Below are 19,548 nucleotides of genomic sequence, written 5' to 3' on the forward strand. Positions count from 1 at the left end.
TCTACTCCCTTTCTGGAATGATCGATTTAACGGGACGGGCGGGGTTGCCTGCGACCACCATATCCGGCGGCACATCATGAGTTACGACACTTCCCGCTCCGACAATGGCTCGTTCGCCAATAGTCACGCCGCACAAGATTGTGGCATTGCTGCCAATTGAAGCCCCCTTCTTGATCAGGGTGGGAACGCATACCCAATCGGCCTCGGTCTGGGGCTGACCTGAAACAGTTGCGGCGCGGGGATATTTATCGTTGATAAACATCACCCCATGTCCGATGAAGACTTCATCTTCAATCGTTACACCCTCGCAAATGAACGTATGGCTGGAGATCTTCACCCGCCTGCCAATTTTTGCCCCCTTTTGGATTTCGACGAAGGTTCCCACCCTGCTTTCGTCGCCGATCTCGCAGCCATACAAATTCACAAATGCATAGATCTTTACATCCGCGCCCAATTTAACATCTGCGGAAATTCTTGCAAATTCGGGCGTTACCATGTGATCACCTCATGACCATGGCCGTTACTCATGGAAAGCTGGGCGGTCTCCAGAATTTTGACGACATCCATGCCTTCGCGCCCGGAGCTGGTCGGTTTGGTGTGGTTCACAATACAATCGATAAAATGCTGGCACTCCTGCTTCAAAGGCTCAACGAATCGGATGGTTGGAATGGTGATGTCGCCGGAGTGATAGTTGCAATGAAATTCACCGAATCCGCCATTGGTGTATTCGGGGCGGTCAACACCCTTATCGTAGATCTTTATTTTCTGTTCATTTTCGACATCGTTATAAACTGCCATCTTCTTGCTTCCAACGACGGTAATGCGCCGCACCTTGCATGGATCAAGCCAGCTTACATGAATATAAGCTGGGATATTTCCCGGGAAAACCATATTCAGGTAGGCTACGTCAAAAATATTCTCAAAGACACAGGGTGTACCTTGCGCGCTGACAGAGATCGGCTTTTTCCCCAACAAATACAGCAGGATCGAAATGTCATGCGGAGCCAGATCCCAGATCACGTTCGAATCGCGCTGGAACAGGCCCAGACTTAATCGGGCAGTATCCAGGTAATAAATATCGCCAAGTTCCCCACTGTCAATATATTTCTTCAACGCGTGGACTGCCGAGTTGTACTCGAAGATATGGCCCACCATCAGAATCAATCCCTTGGAATCGGCCAATTCGATTAATTCCCTGGCATGTTCGCTTTTGAGCGTGATCGGCTTTTCAACAAAGACATGCAGGTTATGCTCCAGACACTCCTTGGCAATGCTGTAATGAGTTATCGGGGGGGTTGCGATCACAACTGCATCCAATCCCAGATCGAATAACTCATGGTGATCGTGTCTGACGGCTACATGGGGATACTTCATGGCAGCCTGCTTCAATCTCTCGTCACTCAGGTCTGCAATGGCCGTGAGCTCTGCATTGGGAAGCTCATAAAAATTCCGAGTCAAGTTCGGCCCCCAATATCCATATCCAATTATTCCAACTTTTACAGCGGTCATGAAATCCTCCTTGATTGAAAATTAATAGGCCCCGGATGTGGAAAACACTGCCAGGGGGGTTCTCAACATGATGATCAAATCCAGCCAAAGCGATTGTTTCTCGACGTAATCAATATCCAATTGAACCTGCGTATCAAAATCGACAACGCAACGTGCTGTAACCTGCTGCAGTCCCGAAAGGCCTGGTTTCGCCTCCAAACGACGCAAATGCCAGGGCTGGTACATATCCACTTCATAAGGGATTGCAGGTCTGGGGCCGATCAGGCTCATATCGCCGACCAGAACGTTCCATAATTGAGGTAATTCATCCAGGCTTAGTTTGCGCAGGAGTTTTCCTGGGCGGATAATTCTTGAGTCATTCACGAGTTTGCGGGGTTGTGTCGGAGCGCCTTGTAAAGCCGTCATCTGCTCCAGATTATTCTCGATCAAAGCCTTGACATAAGCCTGATGGATGGACGGGTCGGCATTGATTTTCATTGTTCTGAATTTATAGCAACGGAAGTTGTATTTCTTCCAATAGGAATATTGCCCATACCCCTGTCTCTTTGCCCCCACACGCTCCTGCACGAAGAACACCGGTCCAGGGGAGTAAACAAATATCAACGCGGCTACAATCAGCATCACGGGTGAAAACAGAACCAGCAATATAAAGGCAATAGCAATATCCATGGTGCGTTTGACGGCATAATAAACAGCCCGGTCATTGGCGGCCACACCAAGGGCGTTTGGGTCGCTTTTTTGGATTGAAATTAAGAGAATATCGTTCTGCATTTGTGTCTACTCCTGACCATTCAGCTTCCTACTGGTTTCAAGCAACTACGCTGGTTTTATTTCAGCTGGGGTCGAGGCCGAATCCATTTTTTTATGATATCGATAGGCGGCATACCCGCCGCCGGTTTCCGCCTGATTTACGATCAGGTCAACAGATTTGTCGCGAAATCGAAAACCGGTCAACACCTTTTTTACAGATCGCAAGCTCTCGCGGCGTGTATGGCATCTTCTTGCGACAAGCAGTACACTGTCAACATTGGGGATGACAGCCGTTATGTCTGCCACGGCCAACATTGCGGGCGTATCCAGGATGACAAAATCGAAATCGCGCTTCAAACCGTCGATGAGATTCACCATTTGAGGTGAACCAAGCAACTTGGGCGGATGAGCCGATGGCGGTCCGCTTGCGAGTAGTTTGACACCTTCCACTGAACTGGCCTGCAACACATCCTGTAACTTTGCGTCCCCATCCAGCAAATTGGTAAGGCCACGGTCATTGGGAAGTTCGAACAGGGAATGCAACTTCGGCAGGCGTACATCACAATCAATGGCAACGACTTTGTTCCCAAGTTCCGCAAGCGCAAGCGCCAAACGATGAGCGATCATCGATTTTCCCTGATTGGGTTCCGCGCTCATTACAAGCAGAATTTTTTTGGGAGGCTGATCTTTGGCAGGTTGGAGATTGAGGGCCAAATTCTCAAAGGCATCGGAAAAAGAGGAAAAGTCGTTGCTGCGATTACCCAATTGTTTCCGATTCGCTTTTGGAATCCTTGCAATCGCATTTAATTCGGTGACGGCTTCGATATCCTCTGACCTGTACAGGGCAGTATCCTGACTTTCAAAGATAAGCGCCAATCCCAACCCACCCACCAACCCAACGACAAAGCCCATGGCGTAATTCAAGGAAACACGCGGCGTAGATGGAGTTTGCGGAGCCACGGCTGGCTCGATCACAGTGATCATGCTTGATCGAATTTCCTCGCGAAGGCTCGCTTGTGTAAACTGCCCCAGAAGAGTCGTGTAATTACTTTGATTCAATTGAAGCAGTTGTTTGGTTGTTTCAATCTCACCCGTTGCGGCTGGGGTCTGGATAATGAGCCTGGCATATGCATCGCGCGTCTGATCGAGGGCCACCTGCGCCTTAATTAGCTCCTCACCAAGCACCTCCTGTGAGGTTTTGCCGCCGCCTGTATACAAATCCTTGCTTTCGGAGATCAATATCTCCGCCAAGGTATTCGCCGCTTTTGCCGCTGTTTTTGGGTTCGAGCTTTCGACCGTAATCATTACTAGCTCAGTATTGGGAATCACCACAGCAGTGATGACTGGAAGTTCTTTCAAGCTTAGTTTTGTCCCAAGTTCGTTCAACACTGGCCCGCTGGTAACGATCTCTACATACGTGTTCATTAACTGGGCAGCATAGACATACTCGGAGTAATTCAAATTCCCGCCCGCGGAAGCGGCAATACGCAAGGTTGTGGAGGCTTGATAGATCGGTGTAACTTGATTCGTACCGATGACCACCGCCGCCATGGTTACAACAAGGGTGAGTAGAACAATCCATTTCCTGCGCCAGAGAATGTCGAAATATCGTCTAAGTTCCATTTTTGACCTTCAAAGTACCATCCGTGCTTAAACAAATCCTGCAATAGGGCGTTTACTTTGATAAAAGTGAACCTGTCGTTACCCGTAAAACATCCGCCGCTTTTCGTAAATTACTGAGGAACATGTCGTTGTCTCTAAACTTGGAAAAATCCTCATATACACCATTCCATATCTTGATCGCCGTCGGCTCGCTGCACCCTCGTTTTCGCATCTCACCAATGAATTCGTCAAAGGTCATGTTAATTTTCTCTGCAAGCTCCTGCACTCTGCTTCTCATACTTGCTCCTGAAAAAATACGAGTTTCGAACCGAATAACGATTTCCTCGTCATATCAGCTATTTGTAATAAATTTGGAAATCTATTTGAAAACCGAAGTAAAAAAAAACTGTTACTTTTCTTTACCAGTAAATGCTGTCCCCCGACCCAATTTGCCAAGAAAAATCAACCCGCCAACCTTTAAAAACCTTGCAAATTTGTTAACCCTAGTATAGACAATAGGCAGATTAAAACAAGTGACAAATGTCACGTGGCAAGATAGTGGCAATGTTGGCCTGCGATAACCTCGTTTTCAAATTTTAGGGTGCGGACAGAGACGGGAGCGCGGGCTCCCCAACCATTGATGCGGCTCTTGAACTTGCAGATTGCCATATTCGCCTGGGTGATATCAACCAAGCACTGGAATTAATTCTCCCCACACTTCAACATCCTGCCAGCACCGAAGGCGCAAAACAACGCATCGTACAAATGAAACTGTTCTTGCTCGCATGACCGAGTAAGTTACGAAGAAACACAACGGGAAATTCTTTTCGCGTTTGCTATGCAGCCGACAACTTTTCCTTCAACCATTCAAAAGCAGCCGATTGCATTTCCAAATCAAATTTATGCGGACCTGGATAAAATTGCCCGATATACGCATCGGGTTTTCCACTATTTGCATAATGACCTTGTAAACGGATATGCGCTTCCCGCATCCCTGATTCTGTGAATAGGTCATCCTGCAGATCATATTGAACCAACAACGGCATGGGCGCGCGACATGCGGCGATATCAGGCCAGTCTCCGTGGCGTGACCAGCCAAAGGGAAACAACATCCAGGTATGAGACATGTTGTGATCCAGCAAAGCCGAATAGGTGGTCATTAAACCAATAATAACTGTAGCGCGGATTCCCTCGTGGGTTGCGCTCAACAAAGCTGCCCGATTCCCCCCTCCAGATAAACCAATGCAACCGATTCGTTCGGAGTTTACGTCTGCGCGGGAGAGCAGATAATTCAAGGCAACGCGATCTTCAAAGGATACAACTCCAGCTATATTGGTGCCAAGAATATTGCAATACTTAGAAACCCAATGCTCGTGGAAATAGGCGGCATGGTTATAAAACTCGATTTCATCCGATGTTTGGCGCCCCCGCAACAGGTCGGCTGTTTTACTGCCCATCATATCCAGCATGGTTTCCAATGGAAAGCGACGGCTGCCCCATAAAAACACATCGTGAACAAGTACAACAAATCCCTCACGCGCCAGAGCATTGGCATACGCCCGTCCGCCGTAAGGGATCTTTCGAAAATTACTTAATACAGGCAGGGTTTCTTGCGGACCATCTGCAATCTTTTCTTTTCCATAAAATTTGAAGTCACTATGGTCATGTAAAGCAACGATCCCGGGAAGTGGCCCATTTGCTTTGGTTGGCTTGAGCACATAGGCATGCGTCCGCGGGCCATACCCCACTGACCAGGAAACCTCTTCCCCAAATACCCCGTCTCTCTCCCATTGACTTTCCACCTTTACATCTAATGGCTTTTCATCTCCGTGACAAAACCCCAATGCCTCACGAATCAAGTCCTGAGTTTGCTGCCCGGGGATCGCTACAGGATAGAGAGGTTGTTTTTGGCGGGCTGCAGTAACCCAATCGCTAAAAATACCAAGGTGGCGGTAATGTTCAGGCATGGTTTCTCCTTAGAACGAGCAGCAGAGTTACTCCACCTGCTTGATCTTCAATATCTTGCTTTGTAAATTTTTTAACTCCACGCGCAGACCAGCTTCCATCCAGCTTGCTCCAGAGCGAGGGCCGCTGTATCCATCCACTTCATAGAGGGCCGTTGGGTTTAGTCCACGCAGATGGATCATTGGCAGATTTGTAGGATCAGACAAATACACCCGGAAGACAAACAATACAGCCTCGGACTGGTCCTTGCTCACATACAGCACAGCCGAGAACATACTCTTCTGTGGAGATATCAACCGATACTGGTCGCCAAACTGGATGATCGGGCGGATCTCCTTATAAAGTCGGATGCAGTGCGCGGCCAACTCACGATCGGCTTGATCCCATTCATTGAGATTTCCGCCCACCCCAAGCGATCCGCACATGCTCACGTGGAAACGGAACTCAAGCGGCACGACATTCCTGCCCCAATCGGTAACCCAGGCCTCCATGGTATTCGCCGGTAAAAATTGTGAAAAGCCTTCCTGTATGGATAACCGCGCCGTGGCTTCTGTATTATCAGAAATCCAGATCTGGTCTGCAAAATGCAGGATGCCAAAATCCGCGCGTCCGCCGCCACCGGAGCAGCTCTGCCAGATGACATTCGGAAAACGCTCCCGCAACGTCCCCCACACATGATACAAACCCTGTACATACCGCACCCATAACTCACGCGCATCACCGGGAGCATCACGCCAACCTGGCTCGCTGACATTACGGTTCATATCCCATTTAATGAACTGAATATTATTTTCGCTCAAAATGGTGGTCAACACGCTGATGATGTATTCCTGAACATCGGTGCGCCCCAGGTTGAGAATTAACTGCCGTCTGGCCTCCGTACGGGCACGGGAGGGAAAATGGATCACCCAATCGGGGTGGGCACGATACAGATCGCTATCCGGGTTGACCATTTCAGGCTCCACCCACAAACCAAAGTCCATCCCAAGGGCGTTGACATTCTTGATCAAGCCGCCCAACCCATTTGGGAATTTGGCTTTATCGGGGAACCAATCTCCAAGCCCGGCATTATCAAGATTACGGTTGTGAAACCAGCCGTCATCCATGACAAACAACTCGATCCCCATGCCTGCAGCGACCTCGGCAAGTTTCGATTGCGATATCTCATCCACATCAAAAAGGGTGGCCTCCCATGAGTTGTAAAGAACCTTGTGCAGTTGATTTTTATGCGGCAAAAGAATATTGCGAACATAATCATGCATGAGACGACTCGCCGCCCCAAAACCGTCCTTGACATAGCCTGAAATGGATTCGGGAGTGACAAAGGTCTCAGCGGGATTTAACTTCCAGGCGAAATCCCAATCGTTGAGACCAACGCTAATGCGCGTGGATGCGAACTCGGTCACTTCAGCAGTGATCTTCCAGTTGCCACTCCAGGCAAAGGTGCCGAACCAAACTTCACCTGAATCTTCCGTGGCATTCCTATCGATGGCAAACCAGGGAGTGTGATGATGACTGGTGGTGAGCCTTCGGCTTTCAATGGTTTTCAGCCCCGGGGTGAGCACTTCCCGTTTCATGTTGTATTCGTTATTATGGCGGCCAAACATGTGGCTGAAGAAATAATCATCCCCATGAGGCAGAGTCCATTTGGCGGAGAAGGCGCGTTCGATCAAAACAGGCTCATCGCCAAGGTTTTCGAGAGTAACCCAGCGGGCGATCAGGTCATATTCTTCGTGGACACGGTAATGCAGGGTCACTCTCAAAGGGTAGACTTCGTCTTTAAGATGCAGGGCAAGCTCGGGGTAGGGCGAAGCGGAAGTTGAAAAATCCACGTAGCGCAAAACAAGATCGCGAGTGCCGTCTGCAAATGTAATCTTGAGCGCAGGGTCAAAGTAGCGCAAGGCACTATAGCCCGGGTATTCCTCAGGCGTGTAATGTTGCGGCATATCAAACGAGGAACGTTCGAGCGGATTGACAGGCGCAGGATAATCAGCGGCAAACGGAAGGCGCGCGCGCCAGTAACGATGGGTAAGAAGCCCGGCTTCGTTCAACCCGACGGCATAACCGGTGTTTTTGGTCTCAATGACCCAGCTTTTAGGAGAGGTATGGATAGGCATGATGTGATAAGAAAATACTGTTTTGGATTTGACCGCTTGTTGCGCGTTCGACAGTCAGCTTCAATTCTACGCTAGATTTCCCATTGGAGCATTCTTGCCAGTGGGATTTATTGGCATCAGGGAATACAATTGCATCCGCACAAAGCGAAGCCGAATCCGAAAAAATATAGGATGATTCCATTGTACAATTCCAAATCATACGAACTCCCGATTTTTCCTGGATCTGATTTGTTCTATTCTGAACATAACAAGTTTCCCCTTTGCAGCGGGGTTTATCGTAAATTGAAACACTAAAAATACATTAACAGATCGAAAGGAATTTAAACTTGGAAGCGTTGCGCAAAATCAAGGTATATCCAAAGATCGGATTGATCATTCTCGCCTTCATAGCCTTTATCTCACTGGGAATGCCAGATGGGCTGTTGGGAGTGGCATGGCCTTCCATCCGTACCAGTTTCTCCATCCCGCTTGATGCGATCGGAATGTTACTGACCGCAAGTGTGGCCGGTTATCTGACATCCAGCTTTCTGAGCGGACCCCTGATCTCGCGATGGGGAGTCGGCAGTGTTTTGGCTGCCAGTTGCGCCATGACCGGTTTGGGGCTGATCGGTTATACACTCGTCCCAGTTTGGTGGATGATGGTGGTATTGGGAATTCTGGCGGGTCTGGGCGCAGGGGCAATCGATGCCGGCTTGAACACCTACGTGGCCGCACACTTTGGCGAAGGCCTGATGCAGTGGCTGCATGCCAGTTACGGAATTGGTGTGACCCTCGGCCCAATCATCATGACCATTGCATTAACGACCCTGAATTCATGGCAGGTGGGATATCGTGTGGTAGGCGGTTTTCAAGTAGCCGTGGCCGCATGTTTCGTGCTCACCCTGGCAATGTGGAATCAAAATGATACCTCCGTTGCAGATGACAAACCCAAGCGCCTGACGGATTACAAAACCCCGATGGGCGAAACCCTGCTCCAACCGCGGGTATGGTTGAGTGTATTACTGTTCTTCCTGTACGTTGGCGCGGAAGTATCGCTCGGAACATGGACCTACAGTCTGCTGACCGAATCCCGCGGAGTGGACCCAGCCATTGCAGGTCTGTTTGCGGGAAGTTATTGGGCAACCTTTACACTTGGCCGCGTGGCAGCAGGTCTCTACGCCAAACGAGTGGGGGTGAATCTTCTAGTGCGCGGCAGTTTGATCGGCGCCCTGTTGGGTGCGGTTTTGCTGGTTTGGAATCCATCCGAATGGACAAATCTGCTGGCTGTGGCATTGATCGGTTTTGCCATTGCTCCCATCTTTCCAGCCATGATGTCGGGAACCAGTGAACGCGTGGATGCGCATTTTGCAGCCAACACCATCGGCTTGCAAATGGCGGCGGCTGGCTTGGGAAGCGCGATCATCCCCAGTTTCCTGGGAATTCTGGCGCGCCAGATTTCGTTAGAGGTCATTCCTATCGGCATGGTAGTTGCTTTTGGCAGCTTGTTTGGTTTGTACTTGCTGGCTGACACATCCAAATTGAAGGCTTAATTAACTTCCCCCGTTGATGCAAGAATCTTGAAAAATCCTCATTCAGATAGAAGGAAGGTATCATGAAAAACATACAATCCCTGATCGCGAACATGACCCTCGAAGAAAAAGCCGCCCTGTGTACCGGAGCCAGCGCATGGACCACCACACCCATCGAACGGCTCGGCGTACCGGAGATGATCGTCTCCGATGGGCCGCATGGAGTTCGTCGTGTACCGGATGTCCACGCCATGGCGATGGAAAGCCTGCCCGCCACCTGCTTCCCGACCGCATCCTGCCTCGCCTCCACCTGGGACGTGGACCTGATCCACAAAATGGGCATTGCCTTGGCTGAGGAATGCATCACCCACAACGTGGACGTTTTGCTCGGCCCCGGCGCAAACATGAAACGCTCCCCTCTCGGCGGACGAAACTTCGAATACTTTTCCGAAGACCCCTATCTGGCCGGGGAAATGGCCGCCAGTTTTATTAACGGCGTGCAAAGCAAGGGCGTCGGCACTTCGCTCAAACACTACGCCGCCAACAATCAGGAATTTCAACGCTTCAGCATCAGCGCCGAAGTGGACGAACGCACTCTGCGCGAAATCTATCTGACCGCATTCGAAAAGGCCGTCAAACAAGCCCAACCTGGACAGTCATGTGCTCGTACAACAAAGTCAATGGCACCTTTGCTTCGGAACATCATTACCTGCTGAACGAAATCCTCAAGGATGAGTGGGGTTTCGAAGGGCTGGTCGTCTCAGACTGGGGCGCAGTGCGTGACCGTGTCGCCGCGTTGAAAGGCGGACTCGATTGGGAAATGCCCGGTCCGCAGGAACGCCGCGTCAAAGCAGTCGTGGAAACCGTCCGCTCCGGCGAATTGGACGAAGCCATTCTCGATGAATCCGTCCGCCGCATCCTCAACATTGTCTTCAAAGCCAAAGAGACTCCGAAGACCGGCACCTTCGATATAGACGCCCATCACGAACTGGCTCATCACATTGCCTCCGAAGGCATGGTCCTGCTCAAGAATAACGGGCTGCTCCCGCTCAAAGGCCAGCATCACATCACAGTGATCGGGCGCGCCGCCGAGAATGCCCACTTTCAGGGCGGCAGCAGTTCACATATCCACCCCACCAAGGTAGCTGTCCCATTCAAGGAACTGCAAGCCCAGACCAGTAACTCCGAATTGACCTACGCCGAAGACTACCCAACAGACAGGTCCTTCCGTCAGGATATGATCGATCAGGCCGTATCACTGGCGAGGTCCGCCGATGTGGCTGTGTTGTACATCGCCCTGCCAACCTTCAAAGAGTCCGAAGGCTATGACCGCACCGACCTCGACCTTACCGAACAGCAGGTTGCACTCATCAAGGCGGTTTCCAAAGTTCAGCCGAAGACCGTCGTTGTCTTGAACAATGGCGCACCCGTCGCCATGAACGAATGGATCGATGATGTCGCCGCCGTGCTCGAAGGCTGGATGATGGGACAGGCAGGCGGCATCGCCATCGCTGACGTGCTGTCTGGCAAGGTAAACCCGAGTGGAAAACTGGCTGAAACTTTCCCGCTCAAACTCTCCGATACACCGTCACATATCAATTGGCCGGGCGGTGCCGGGGCAGTGAGCTACGGCGAAGGCTTGTTCATTGGCTACCGCTACTATGACGCCAAGGAAATGCCCGTCCTGTTCCCCTTTGGGCACGGATTAAGCTACACCACCTTCGCATACAGCAACGCCAAAGCCTCCGCGAAAACCTTCAAAGATACGGACGGCCTGACAGTCACAGTGGATGTGACCAACACGGGCGAATTCACTGGCAAGGAAATTGTTCAAGTCTACGTCCACGACCACAAGTCTGGATTGGTGCGCCCGCAAAAGGAACTGAAAGGCTTCGCAAAAGTGGAACTCAAACCAGGCGAAACCAAATCCGTTTCCGTCAAACTCGATTTCCGCGCCTTTGCCTATTATCACCCCGAATATAAGCAATGGATCACCGAAGACGGCGATTTCGACATCCTCATTGCAGCCTCCGCAGCAGACATTCGCCAAACCCTGACCGTGACGCTTCAATCTACCCTGAGCCTGCCCTGCATTCTGGACAAAGAATCCACCGTTCGAGAGTGGCTGGCAGACCCGCGCGGCAAGGCTGTTATTGGAGCCTTATACACCGAGATCGAAACGCAGAGCCGCAAACTCTTTGGCGGCGCCGATGAACGCTACGGCAACGAGAACGCCATGGGCATGGACATCATGGACATGATGAACGATATGCCGCTCGTGAGCGTATTGATGTTCCAACAAGGTGCATTGCCCATGCCCGCCGAAGAAATGGTAGCTGGGTTGTTGATGCAAGCGCACAAAATGGAATAACAGCAAAAATCGGAGTTGAAGGCCAGAAACAACCTTCAACTCCGATTTTTTTACAAATTGACATTGGTTCTTACAAGTTTTTTAATCACAACCACGTAGATACTTAAGAAACACTCCCAAGTCAGGCATCGATCAAACTCACTGATGACCTACAATGCGATGCGGAACATACGGCTCCTCCAGATAGGTGACATCTTCCTGAGTCAATTTAACAGACAGGGCACCGATGGCATCTTCCAGATGGGAGATCTTCGTTGCGCCGATGATGGGCGCGGTCACTGGCTCTTTCTGCAATAGCCAGGCCAGCGCGATATGCGTGCGCGAAGCCCCATGTTTTTCCGCGGTCTCCGCGACCCGCTCAACCACTTTGCGGTCGGGTTCAGCAGTGGCATCATATTTGCCTTTGGCAATTTGATCGGTCTCGGAACGCATGGTCTTCTCCGATGACCAGTCACGCGTCAACCTGCCTGATGCAAGCGGACTATATGGGATGGAACCAATCCCCTCTTCACGGCAAAGCGGTAACATCTCCCTTTCTTCTTCGCGGTAGATCAAGTTGTAGATGATTCTGCATCGAGACAAAACGCGTCCAGCCATGCTTCTCAGCCACATGCAGCGCCTTCTGAAACTGCCACGCAAACATGGCAGATGCACCGATATAGCGCGCCTTACCCGCCTTTACCACATCATGCAACACTTCCATTGTCTCTTCGATGGGGGTTTCATAGTCCCAGCGGTGGATTTGATAGAGATCGACATAATCTGTTCCAAGCCGTTTCAGGCTGTTATCAATTTCGGTCAAGATCGACTTGCGCGATAATCCTTCACCGTTCGCCCCTTCGCGCATTTTACCGCGCACCTTGGTGGCGATGATGACCTCATCTCGTTTTGCAAAGTCTTTCAATGCGCGCCCGAGGATTTCCTCACTCTTTCCAATCGAATACACGTTGGCGGTATCGAAGAAGTTGATTCCCATCTCAAGCGCCTTCTGGATGATTGGACGACTGTTTTCTTCATTCAGCACCCATTTGTGAACCCACTCCGAGTCCCCAAACCCCATACAGCCAAGGCAGATGCGCGAGACTTTCATCCCTGTTGAACCCAATCGAGTGTATTCCATGGTTATCTCCTATCGAGGTATGCATGAAGCATTTCTTATATACAGCTAGAAATCATCTCAGAAGGCAGTGTATCATCTGGAGTCGACTCCTAGTCAAGGGTGGTGTGAAATTCGCTGGAGATGCTAAAACTGCAAAGACAATAATTTAGAAACCCAAAATGGACATCATGAAATTCGACCAACCTTTGGGAAAGGGCTGGTATGCAATTTGGGGTTAGGAACGTATATAATCACAAGAAAGTATTGGCTTTCACATATTGTTCACCATCACAGAAAGGAATTTTGGTAAAACAGATGGCATATCTGCCTTCACGCCCGCTGTTTCACTTATCAAACTAATATGAGCACTTCATCCGCCACCGCTCAAAGCCATCCAAATATCGCCTTCATCAAGTAGTCAGGAAGTAAACACGATTGAACTTACGGCACGGCTTGTTTTGGGACATGGGCAATCTTTGGCAGAAATGCTCTTCAGTAAAGCAACAAAAGTGAATCAAGTCATCTAAGCACCCAGTAGGCGAAGATAGTCTGTGCAACCTCAATAAATTCACTACCCACATTTATTAGAAGAACAGATCCATCCCCATGAAGTTTTATCCTTAACAAGGGACTTTTTGATATTGATGATCTTCCAGATTGGGTACTATTGTTCCCGGTTGATATAACGCGAGTTTGCCCCATTCCAATCGTAGTATGATGACCAACACCACAATAAAAGGAAAAATTTGCTAGGGATTGCATCACCGTGGCAGCTCCATCCCAATATTGTTGCCAGTCTTTTTATTTACTCTTCGGCGATAAAGTAAAACCAACCGCCCCACTGAAACCAGTTGCTGCGCCACGTGAGCCTTCGGCAAATTCCCAATGGGTGGTGTTTATAGCCGTTAATTCATCAATAAGAATGCAATCATTTGCAAACTGGGGCCAAAATTCATGAATTTGCATGGGCTCAGGGCAAAAGGCATTCCATTTCTCCCACAGGCTTCTAAAAATTTGCCCTGACGATGGTACGCAAACATCCAGTCCATTATTGCGAAATGCCGTTGGGCTGACAAACTCCATGCGGACACGAGTTCCCAAAGAAGCCATTGCCACGTCTTGCGCAACATCAGAGAAGGAGGATTCTCCAGCCCATTCATGTTGCGAACGAGTGGAGAAAACCTCATCTACTCGAAAATGCATTTTGTAGAGCGTTAACTGATTGGCGCTTCGCGTGTGACGAATGATCTTTTTCTCAATGCATCTGAAAGCTCTTCATTGAAGCTGGTAATGCGCAGCAAACAAGGTTGTCCTGGCTCCAGCCAGCCTCCCGCACGTAAAGGACGCCCGCGCTCATCGAGCAGGGTTGAAACTGTGTAAGGCTTCAAGCCCTGCTCGTAGTGTAAGCGACTGGCAAGTGTGGCATGGGAGCGGGTTAACTGTCCCAGGAACCAGGCTTGGGCAGGACGTCCTAAGGGATCAAGGATTGGGCAGGAAGATTCAGCGGTGAGGACGATAAGAAGAGAACGAAGCATACGTATGAAAAATAAAGTTTTCCAATATTTTCGGATATAAATTTTCTTGTTCTTTGCAGAATTATAGGGGTGGCATCTGTTACACGCTAAAAAATTCCTTTTTTAAAGCACGAATTGTTTCGATAATAAACGAAACCAAACCTGAGACAACTACCCAAGCGGATCCATACATTAGGGCATATAGCCACCATAAATCATTGGAAGTGGAAGACATGCTGTCAATCCACTTTTCAAGCAGATTGCCCGTCGCTTTCCAAGCCAGCAAAATGGACCACATAAAAACGATGGATCCCCAAGCCATAAACATCAAGGATGCCCCCCTTTGATATGCGTACACAAAATTTATAAGACCCATTAGTGGGAAAAGAACAAACAGCAAACTACTAAAAAACAAGCCGACGCCTGGCTGGGAATACATTGCGATTGAAATTACAAACAACAATTGAAACGCCATCCAAATAAAAATATTAGATACATAATTGCGGTTTATCCAAGCCAGCAGGCGGCGCTCAATAAACCCAACGGCACAAGCGCACAGCAATAAGAAACTGCAAACAACAAAAGCCCAGCTTCTCCTCCTGCATCAGGATTCAGCCAGCCCACAATCAGCGCGAAAAAGAGCAAATAGCGTCAAAAAAAGCAATCGAGAAGATATTAAGAGTTTTCGCTAATTTACTCATCTTCATACTCCACCCAAAACCAGGGATGCAAGATACTTTCTCTCTGATAACGGTGTTGATCCTGAACAAAGAACCATATTCCCCCGCCCACTAGCGTCAGCATACCTAAAATGGCAAAAACACCAGAAGCGCCCATGAATGCGGAAAAGTCCCCTTTCAATACCGCCATACTGAACGGCATGACCAAAGTCAGCAGAACAAACAAAACTCCAAAAGTCAGGCTGAAAACAACCCGCTTAAAACGCTCGCTGTCAGTAATAAACGAATGCCATTGCAAAGTCCGTTTGATCAAAAAAAGCAATCCCGTGACCGAAATAATTTGTACGACAAAGATTATCAGGATCTGCAATACATTAATAACCAACGATTCAACAAGGAAACCAGGCAGGTCAATTCCTATCGGGTCAGTTCCAGCATAACGGGCAACCGATGAGATTGCGGACTGTAAAACACTGCTCAAAAACTCAGGGTTAATAAAATAGAGTCCCCACATTAAGGCAAGCGTGAAAAACATCCAAACTGTGCGTATTCCAAAAATCACAAATAAAACGCGCAAAGCATCCTTCCAGGCGCTTTTCCCCATCACAAGCTGGGGAAGCAGAAAATACACCAAAGCCGCAGTGACAACCAACGTTGTGAAAGTCATTGGGTTATTTCCCACCATAGGCAGGGAAAGCGGCGTTGCCAAAAATACTTCAAGTGAAAGCGCCAAGAATCCCAAGAACCAGGCAATTTGCTTCCATGTGAAAAAAATACTTTCAGGGACTTTTAGCGCCTCAAATCTTTTGGAAAAATCTGCCCAGAAAACGCCTGTCAAAAATATGCCAAATCGATTCGTAATTTTTCGAGCTATTTCTTTTAAAGATGGCGCAGCAATTACAGGGACTGCCTGCAAAGGAACCTGATTTGCGCGGCGAATAAACTCCACAAATGGTTTAACACTTTTTTGAACGGCAATTACCCCCGCATCCGCATAGAATTCCCTCACGCGCCACAAAAGCGGGCGATAAAACCTCCACAAGATCCCCGCCACAACAATATAAGGCAGGCTAATGTTGGATATAAAATTTAACACCCATATAAAATTAATACCTTCCGCTTTAATGCGCAGGGCTTCCATCTCTGCAATAGAAGGAAACATGGAGGGAAGAATTTGTTCCATCGTTGGGCGGACATCAACGGGCATGTGTTGAATCAAATCAGTTATAGAAAATTGAAAAAAGGCATCCTTCACCAAAACGAGCAGGAATCCCCACCCACCCAGAAATATCAATACCCATATCATCAAGTTGAAGCTGACTTTAAACAGTTCGGCAAGGTAGCCCAATTGCCAGTAATCCCCGTTTTTGAAGTGAAATAATTCATGTAATATCTGCACTTCAGCCAATTTTGCTTTTCGCGGGTTTGCTAAAAGTTCTTGCAGGTTTTTTGCTTTGCTTGCACGGAACACAATATACCAGCGACGAAAAGAACCCATTTCATAAATTTCGTCACAATCAGCCCCTATCAGAATTTGCGGAACGTGCTTCAACTCGATTTTTTTTGCCAGCGCATCAATTGATGCGCGCAACTCCTGAATTTCTGACCATCAGGAAGAGGGTCCAATCCGAATTTGCGCGTCTCCCGCTCAGGGCGAATTATGAATTCCCGCAAAGGCAACAAGAGCAAGATAAGCGCCAAGGGCCATAAGGGAATAATATGCCCCCCCGTCAGTCCGATCAAAATGGCTCCCAGCAAAGCAGCCACAATAAGCCAAAACAGAATAGCGGTCTGGCTGGGCAGAGCAAACAAGTCAATGCGGGGTTTTTGCATCTTATTCAGATAACCCCAATTTGCGTTTAACTACAATTTTTGTCGTCTGCTTGATGACTTTTTCTTTTGACTTTGACTTTGTGGATTTGACTTGCGTGCTAATTATGGTGTACTGTTCCTCGACAAACTGGTCAACCTTGGCAGACAACTGCGGTTTCTTTTCCTGATGCTCTTTTAACCATTCCTATATTTTTCAAACCCCAACTCAATCAATTCTTCAAAGAATTTTTTTAGCACCGCCACCACCAATGGGATGACAACTAAGGCAACCAAATCCACGTTACCAAAACCTCCGCTGATTTTTGCGTCGGTATTTGCAGTTGTAATCAAACCGTCCTCGTAGTCTTCAATCAGACCATCCATTAATTCTTCCGCACCGACTTCTTCCTCGGCACAACCGAAAGAATAATTTCCTGGCTAACAGCACGGATCGCCTCGAGATTGACAGGGTCAGAATAGGGTTGAAAAATTTTTTCCATGAATGATCTCCTCAAAATGTTTAGTCACTTTTTCTCAATGGATCTTCTGACAAAAACCGCCAAAGCTAATACAACAGCAATCCCCTGTGCTGGCTACATGGTTCATCCGCCCGGATTTAAGCGGTAAAAAAGAATTATCATGTTATTTTACTCTCATATTTTCTCAGGAGCAGCATGATGGGCAAAATTTTTCTCCGGTTACAAGAGCAGATCAAACTCTGGACAAAACCGGCCACGCCAGTCTTGATCATTCTCATACTTTCAGATCTAACCCGCAGTCGAACCGATCTGGTTGTAGAAAATACATTGTTACGGCAACAACTGATCTTACCGAATCGACAGGTCAGGGATTGTATTCTTTTAGAAGATCCCGTGTGTTTTATGTAAAATGATACGAATGTGTAAATCGGTCATGTCGCACACCGTGATCGGAGCATGTCGCACAGTTAAATCGGGCGATGTCGCACACTCATTGGGCAAAGCTTTTTTAATAGAACATCCTTTATGGGTTGATACATCGGATAACTCTACCGCCAGTCTCCTTTACCCAATCTTGCCATTTATTCAACAAAGAAGCTTCATTTGCAATTCCTGGATCAGATACATAAATTACTGTTATATTATTAGCCTTCAGCTTCGTAAGGACGTCAGCAAATGTCAAATCGTCACTGGTTCCCAAAATCCCATCTCGCCCAGCATCTGGATCGTGAGGATAAGAATCGCCAAATATTATCAGATAACGATACCCATCATTATGCCATTTAATGTTTGGATCAGAGTAACTTTCGTACATCATACGGCCGTAGGCCTCTGGAATATCCCCGCCATCCACAAGAGTCAAGCTGTCAATAACTGTTTGTATGGAATCGAAATTATCCGTTAAGGGCTGATATAGCTGATACGGGATATCGCCATAGTCTGAAAAACCAGCCACGCCAAAACTTTCTGACCCGAAGCGGGCTCGAATAGTTTGCATCATTTTTTTTGAATCTAATTTAGCGCCATTGATCGTTGATCTCATACTTCCTCTTTGATTAAAAGCAAATACCACATTGGTGTTTCGCCAGTGTGGTGGGATTATCTCGCGTAGTGAAGCATCAGAATTTCCAAAGAAGCAAATATCAACTGGTTCTGGAAGCCAGTAAGCTCGGGTAAAGTAGACAGATAAGCCCAGTAAGACTGCTACCAGCAGTCCCCACCAATAGTCTCAAAGAAAAGCGCAGGGCCGTTCCCACCATTCTTCATGCATAAAGACCTCCATGATAATCTTAATCACCAATCATGCCATAAAATTGAGAGATGAATCTGTAGTGTTTGATAATTAGATAATAATAGCAAAATCCAATTTTAATAATTTGATAATACCTGTTGCTGCCGCGGTAGAGGGCAGTTACCCACCCATGCTAGCTACTTCGCTCATCCGCCCGGAATTGAGCGAAGTAGCTAGCACAGAGGAGCAAAAACAAATCGTGATAACGTTTAATTTAAGTCTGTAAATAACCCTCCCTATTTTAGTCAGTCTTTAGCCACTCCCCGCAGTTTTCATTAGACGTTATCGGTAATAAGGTTTTGGTATGAAAAATCGCTATTTTCAAGGCTGTTTTGTAAGTCAATTGCCTAATTCCGATAATATCTATTTTCTACTTAATACGCCAGATGATGATCGTATCATCATCGCTGGATGAAGCCAAACTTTTACCGTCGGAACTGAACGTAATATATCGCACAGCGCCCTTATGCCCTTCAAGCGTAGCGATCAGAGACCTGCTTTTGAAGTCCCAAATTTTTATTGTAGAGTCTGAACTGGCGGCCGCTAATAGATCGCCGTTTGGGCTAAAGGCAATATTGGTAATTTGGGCGGTGGAATCAAAATCATAAAGTTTGGATAAAAAATCAGTCTACGCGCCCCACCAAACCGTATTCTCCAGTCGCCTGCAGCGATATATTGTCCATCAGGACTAAATGTAAAACTCACGATAGGACCGGCTCCGCACAGATACAGAAAAAGTATAAATGTATTTGGTATCCCCAGTATTAAGGTCTCTAATCCTGATAGCAGGATTATGAACAATCAGTTCATAAGGACCAATACCTGTTCTAACGGTTATCACTTCAGGAATG

At 48.0% G+C, this 19,548-nt stretch carries 16 protein-coding genes and 1 pseudogene; 3 read left to right on the forward strand and 14 right to left on the reverse strand.

Features of this window, described 5'->3' with window-relative positions:
* Position 1 precedes the first annotated feature (1 nt).
* The 7 genes from IPG80_RS10820 to IPG80_RS10850 form a co-directional block, all read right to left on the reverse strand.
* A complete protein-coding gene (locus tag IPG80_RS10820; protein WP_345106359.1) occupies positions 2-496 on the reverse strand; it encodes an acyltransferase in 495 nt (164 codons plus the stop codon).
* Positions 490-1,509, reverse strand: a complete 1,020-nt coding sequence (locus IPG80_RS10825; RefSeq protein ID WP_345106362.1) for a Gfo/Idh/MocA family oxidoreductase — start codon at positions 1,507-1,509, stop codon at positions 490-492. The genes IPG80_RS10820 and IPG80_RS10825 overlap by 7 nt, the downstream gene beginning before the upstream one ends.
* Before the next feature lie 21 nt (positions 1,510-1,530).
* The gene (locus tag IPG80_RS10830; protein WP_345106365.1) at positions 1,531-2,280 is read right to left on the reverse strand and encodes a sugar transferase; all 750 of its coding nucleotides are present in this window, start codon (positions 2,278-2,280) and stop codon (positions 1,531-1,533) included.
* A 45-nt stretch (positions 2,281-2,325) separates the two neighbouring features.
* Positions 2,326-3,882: a polysaccharide biosynthesis tyrosine autokinase gene (locus tag IPG80_RS10835; RefSeq protein ID WP_345106366.1), complete on the reverse strand. Its 1,557-nt coding sequence runs from the start codon at positions 3,880-3,882 to the stop codon at positions 2,326-2,328.
* Between the two features lie 52 nt (positions 3,883-3,934).
* Positions 3,935-4,159, reverse strand: coding sequence for a hypothetical protein (locus IPG80_RS10840; RefSeq protein WP_345106368.1), 225 nt, complete (start codon positions 4,157-4,159; stop codon positions 3,935-3,937).
* Positions 4,160-4,697: 538 nt separating this feature from the next.
* On the reverse strand, positions 4,698-5,828 hold the full coding sequence (locus tag IPG80_RS10845; RefSeq protein WP_345106371.1) for an acyl-CoA thioester hydrolase/BAAT C-terminal domain-containing protein: 1,131 nt from the start codon (positions 5,826-5,828) through the stop codon (positions 4,698-4,700).
* Between the two features lie 27 nt (positions 5,829-5,855).
* Positions 5,856-7,943 carry an alpha-galactosidase gene (locus IPG80_RS10850; RefSeq protein WP_345106374.1) on the reverse strand — a complete coding sequence of 696 codons (2,088 nt, stop codon included), beginning with the start codon at positions 7,941-7,943 and terminating at the stop codon, positions 5,856-5,858.
* Between the two features lie 326 nt (positions 7,944-8,269).
* Here IPG80_RS10850 and IPG80_RS10855 point away from each other — a divergent pair, with 326 nt between their 5' ends.
* From IPG80_RS10855 to IPG80_RS10865, 3 genes are all read left to right on the forward strand, one after another.
* The gene (locus IPG80_RS10855) at positions 8,270-9,472 is read left to right on the forward strand and encodes an MFS transporter (protein ID WP_345106377.1); all 1,203 of its coding nucleotides are present in this window, start codon (positions 8,270-8,272) and stop codon (positions 9,470-9,472) included.
* 62 nt (positions 9,473-9,534) lie between these two features.
* Positions 9,535-10,167 (forward strand): glycoside hydrolase family 3 N-terminal domain-containing protein, encoded by a 633-nt coding sequence (locus IPG80_RS10860; protein WP_345106380.1) that lies wholly within the window; start codon positions 9,535-9,537, stop codon positions 10,165-10,167.
* A complete protein-coding gene (locus IPG80_RS10865; RefSeq protein WP_345106382.1) occupies positions 10,110-11,822 on the forward strand; it encodes a glycoside hydrolase family 3 C-terminal domain-containing protein in 1,713 nt (570 codons plus the stop codon). Before IPG80_RS10860 ends, IPG80_RS10865 begins: the two co-directional genes overlap by 58 nt.
* 138 nt (positions 11,823-11,960) lie before the next feature.
* On the opposite strand, the pseudogene IPG80_RS10870 reads toward IPG80_RS10865, so the two are convergent.
* The 7 genes and pseudogenes from IPG80_RS10870 to IPG80_RS10900 form a co-directional block, all read right to left on the reverse strand.
* Positions 11,961-12,942 (reverse strand): annotated as a pseudogene (locus IPG80_RS10870) (aldo/keto reductase).
* A 780-nt stretch (positions 12,943-13,722) separates the two neighbouring features.
* The gene (gene cas6 / locus IPG80_RS10875; RefSeq protein ID WP_345106385.1) at positions 13,723-14,124 is read right to left on the reverse strand and encodes a CRISPR system precrRNA processing endoribonuclease RAMP protein Cas6; all 402 of its coding nucleotides are present in this window, start codon (positions 14,122-14,124) and stop codon (positions 13,723-13,725) included.
* An 11-nt stretch (positions 14,125-14,135) separates the two neighbouring features.
* Entirely contained in the window at positions 14,136-14,456 is a 321-nt protein-coding gene (locus IPG80_RS10880; RefSeq protein ID WP_345106387.1) for a hypothetical protein, read from the reverse strand.
* Between the two features lie 79 nt (positions 14,457-14,535).
* Positions 14,536-14,910, reverse strand: coding sequence for a hypothetical protein (locus IPG80_RS10885; RefSeq protein WP_345106390.1), 375 nt, complete (start codon positions 14,908-14,910; stop codon positions 14,536-14,538).
* 218 nt (positions 14,911-15,128) lie between these two features.
* A complete protein-coding gene (locus tag IPG80_RS10890; RefSeq protein ID WP_345106393.1) occupies positions 15,129-16,706 on the reverse strand; it encodes a hypothetical protein in 1,578 nt (525 codons plus the stop codon).
* A gap of 416 nt (positions 16,707-17,122) precedes the next feature.
* A complete protein-coding gene (locus tag IPG80_RS10895) occupies positions 17,123-17,311 on the reverse strand; it encodes a hypothetical protein (RefSeq protein WP_345106395.1) in 189 nt (62 codons plus the stop codon).
* A 618-nt stretch (positions 17,312-17,929) separates the two neighbouring features.
* A complete protein-coding gene (locus tag IPG80_RS10900) occupies positions 17,930-18,448 on the reverse strand; it encodes a hypothetical protein (protein WP_345106397.1) in 519 nt (172 codons plus the stop codon).
* Between the last annotated feature and the right edge of the window lie 1,100 nt (positions 18,449-19,548).

The sequence above is a fragment of the Candidatus Villigracilis vicinus genome, assembly GCF_016702885.1.
GTDB lineage: Bacteria > Chloroflexota > Anaerolineae > Anaerolineales > Villigracilaceae > Villigracilis > Villigracilis vicinus.